At 64.0% G+C, this 3,299-nt stretch carries 3 protein-coding genes; 2 read left to right on the top strand and 1 reads right to left on the bottom strand.

The annotated features are described in order from the left end of the window. The coding region (locus QT222_RS03990; RefSeq protein ID WP_491476382.1) for a hypothetical protein at positions 1 to 234 on the top strand (234 nt) is incomplete at its 5' end. A gap of 43 nt (positions 235 to 277) precedes the next feature. Here the strand turns inward: QT222_RS03990 and QT222_RS03985 are convergent. Beyond that, entirely contained in the window at positions 278 to 2,230 is a 1,953-nt protein-coding gene (locus tag QT222_RS03985; RefSeq protein ID WP_491476381.1) for a COG1361 S-layer family protein, read from the bottom strand. Between the two features lie 137 nt (positions 2,231 to 2,367). On the opposite strand from QT222_RS03985, the gene QT222_RS03980 reads away from it, so the two are divergent. Next, positions 2,368 to 3,299: ABC transporter ATP-binding protein (locus QT222_RS03980; protein ID WP_491476380.1), on the top strand; the 932-nt coding region annotated here is incomplete at its 3' end.

Genomic DNA, 3,299 nt, shown 5'->3' with positions numbered 1-3,299 from the left:
CTCGTGGTCGAGCCCAACCCCGCCCTCGTGAGGACCGCGGACACCATCCCCGCCCCCGGTCCCGAGGGCGGCGGCGGCGGCGGGCCCATCGCCGCCAGCGGCGCGCCCGAACCAGCCGCCCGAACCCCCGATTCCCACCCCGCCCGGTACCCCCGCGCCTATCTCCCAGACGTGGACAAAGAAGGCCCCCGCTCCGACCGCCGCAAGCCCGCGAAGGTTCCGAACGACGACTGAACTCCGCACGCTCACATTCCGCTCGTGAATCTCGTTTTGATACTCACCGTCGCCGATACCACCAGTAGCTGACGCCCGCGAGTACGAGTATCGAGACACCTGCGGGAAGCATTGGGAACGTCGCTGTCGGTTCCACCACGTCGACGGCGACCTGTTGGGTTCCGGTCGAGAGTTGTCGCCCGGCGTCGTCCTCGTAGCTCACGTCTACGCCGACGACCTGCGTTTTCGCTACTGCGTCTCCACTGACTTCGAGGTCGAAGACGACGAGTCTCGTCTCGCCCGCTTCCAGTCGTGGGATGAAGGCGACGGCGTCCTCGCTGGAGAGCGGCTCTTCCGCAACGAGGCGAACCGTCACGTCGGTTTTCGGCGTGTCCTCGGTGTTCGTCACCGCGAGAACGAGCCGTCCGGAAGCGTCCACTTCGAACGTCGCGTTCTGCGGGTCGACCGCGACGGCGGGGTCACGCGTGCTCACCGACGCGAGTACGTCGGTCCGGTCGACCGCTCGCATTTCATCGCCCGGCGACCGGTATTCGACGGCGAACGGGAGGCGGTGTACGCCGGGTGTCGACCCCTCGGAAAGTCCGATTGCATATTCGAACTCGGTGGATTCGCCCGGTTCAAGCGTCCCGACGGCGACTTCTGGGTCGGTCGGCGTCAGTGCCGTGCCCTCGGATTCGAGGCGAAGCACCACGTCACGCGCTTCCGCTTCACCCACATTTTCGATGGTCCCGGTGACGCGTCCGACGCCGCCGGCTCTGAGGGTGCTCTCGGTGACGGTGACGGCGAATGCCGGACCAGCACCGGGGTCGAGTCCAGCGACGAGCGACTCGGTCTTCCGGTTGCCGCCGGGATTACGGAAGTTCACAGTCACATCTAGCGAGTATGGGCGGTCGAGGGCGTCGTCGGCGACGCGGGTTCTGAAGCTCACACGCTTTGTTTCCCCCGGTTCCCACGCGCCAACGTAGGCTTCTGCTGTGGACGCGCCAGCACCGAAGGTCACCTCGGAGTCGGTCGACTGGACGCCGACTGTCGTATCTCTCGCGGTCGAATCGCCCACGTTCACGAGTTCGAGCGTCAGCGTTCCGGTGTCACCGACGGCGACGGTAGAGTCGACATCTTCGAGTTCGAAAGCGGCACCGCGGGTCGGTCGCACTCCGGCAACCAGTTGCCGCGAGGTTCGTTCTTGGCCGTTTCCGTCGCGGTAGGTCACGGCGAGGTTGACCGCGTAGTTCCGCACGATGGCATCGTCGGCGACGCGGGTACGGAACTCGACGAACTCGGTCTCGCCCGAATTCCACTCACCAACGTAGCTCTCCGCAGCGGTGCCGCCGTTCCCGAAGGTCACCTCGGAGTCTGCTGAGGTGATAGTCACGGTGGCCTCGTGGGCATCGACAGGCCCGACGTTCTCTATCTCGACGGTGACCGTTCCGCTGTCGCCAACCGCGAGGTCGGTGTCTACGTCCTGAATCTCGAATGCGGGCCGCCGTTCCACGACGACCGTAAGGGCCCGCGTGACGTTTCTGGTCTGGTGTGTGGTTTGGACTGTCTCGCCGTCGATGGTCACCGACGAGGTGTATTCGTAGGAGAACTCGACCGGAATCTCGTAGGTTCCGGGCGGTGCCTCCTCTGCGACGCGGAGTCGAAGCGACGCCGGCTCAGAGACGCCTTCAGGAACGGTCCCGACCGGGACCTCGCCACTCACGACGGTAATCGGTCCCTTCGACTTGCCACGGAACGTCAGCGCGCGCGCCGTCTGGACGAGTGCTTCGTACTCCTCGGGACCGTCGTCCGTGACGGTTCCCGAGTTCACGACGAACACGTCGATGGTATTCTCACTCCCCGGCGTGAGCCGGTTTTCCGGTGCGATAATAGAGAGGCCGGGGCTTCCGGCGACACGAGTTTCGGCCCCGACGGTGCCAGTTGCTCCAGCAAGGACAGACAGGGCGATGAATATGGCGAGGACTCCCGCGCTCGCTCGCCGTCCGCGTCGAACCATGATTGTGCCGACCGGCGGGATAGAACCGTCGTTCAGACACGTCAAATACGCTCGTGACGCTATTAACAGCAACTCTACGCTCTCACGAAGCAGAACGTCGCACAAGGAATAGGTTCGCGGCAGACCTACGTAGGACTATGTCCGTCCCCGCCATCGACATCGACGGCCTCACCAAGTTCTACGGGGATGTCCGCGGCGTCGAGGACCTCAGCCTCTCGGTTCCCGAGGGCGAACTGTTCGGGTTTCTGGGTCCCAACGGCGCGGGAAAATCGACGACGATTCGACTTCTTCTCGGATTGCTCAAACCGACCGACGGAACCGCGAGTATCCTCGGGACCCCGGTTGACGACCGGGCGGGCTTCCTCAACGTGCTCGAACACGTCGGTCACATTCCTAGTGACCCGCAGTTCTACGACGAGGTTTCCGGGCGAAAGACGCTCGATTACTTCGCGCGCCTCTCCGGCGACACTCGGCGCGACAAACTCCTCGACCGCTTTCCGGTCCCACTCGACCGCCCGGTCCGCGCGTACTCGCGGGGGAATCGTCAGAAACTCGCCATCGTGCAGGCGTTCATGCACGAACCGCGGATGGTCATCATGGACGAACCGACCGCCGGGTTGGACCCACTCGTCCAACAGGAGTTCTACGACTTCCTCCATGAGGAGCGCAGTCGCGGCGTGACGGTGTTTTTCTCCACCCACATTCTCAGCGAAGTCCGACAGGTCTGCGATCAGGTCGCCATCATTCGGGAGGGGAAACTCGCCGCCGTCGAACACATCGACGACCTCCTCGAACGAAGCGGGAAGGTTGTCACGCTCCAGTCGACGGAGCCGATCGACCTCACGGATTTCGAATTTGACGAGACCATCGACGCCCGTCTCGAACCCGATGGGTCGCTCCGACTCGTCATCTCGGGGAACTACGACGCTCTCGTAGACGCCCTCGACGACTACCGCGTCGATGACCTCGAAGTCCGCGAGACGGCCATCGAAGACGTGTTCATGCACTTCTACGATACCGAGGAAGACAGCGAGGCGGGCGGCGACACCGCACCCGAGGAGTCTGGAGC

Source organism: Haloferax sp. s1, from assembly GCF_058382125.1.
The sequence above is the reverse complement of the archived record's forward strand: the minus strand, read 5'-3'. Positions and strand labels throughout refer to the sequence as shown.

Bases quoted from the DNA above. Each gene is read 5' to 3' on its own strand.
- QT222_RS03985 (WP_491476381.1), bottom strand. From the start codon at position 2,230: ATGGTTCGACGCGGACGGCGAGCGAGCGCGGGAGTCCTCGCCATATTC.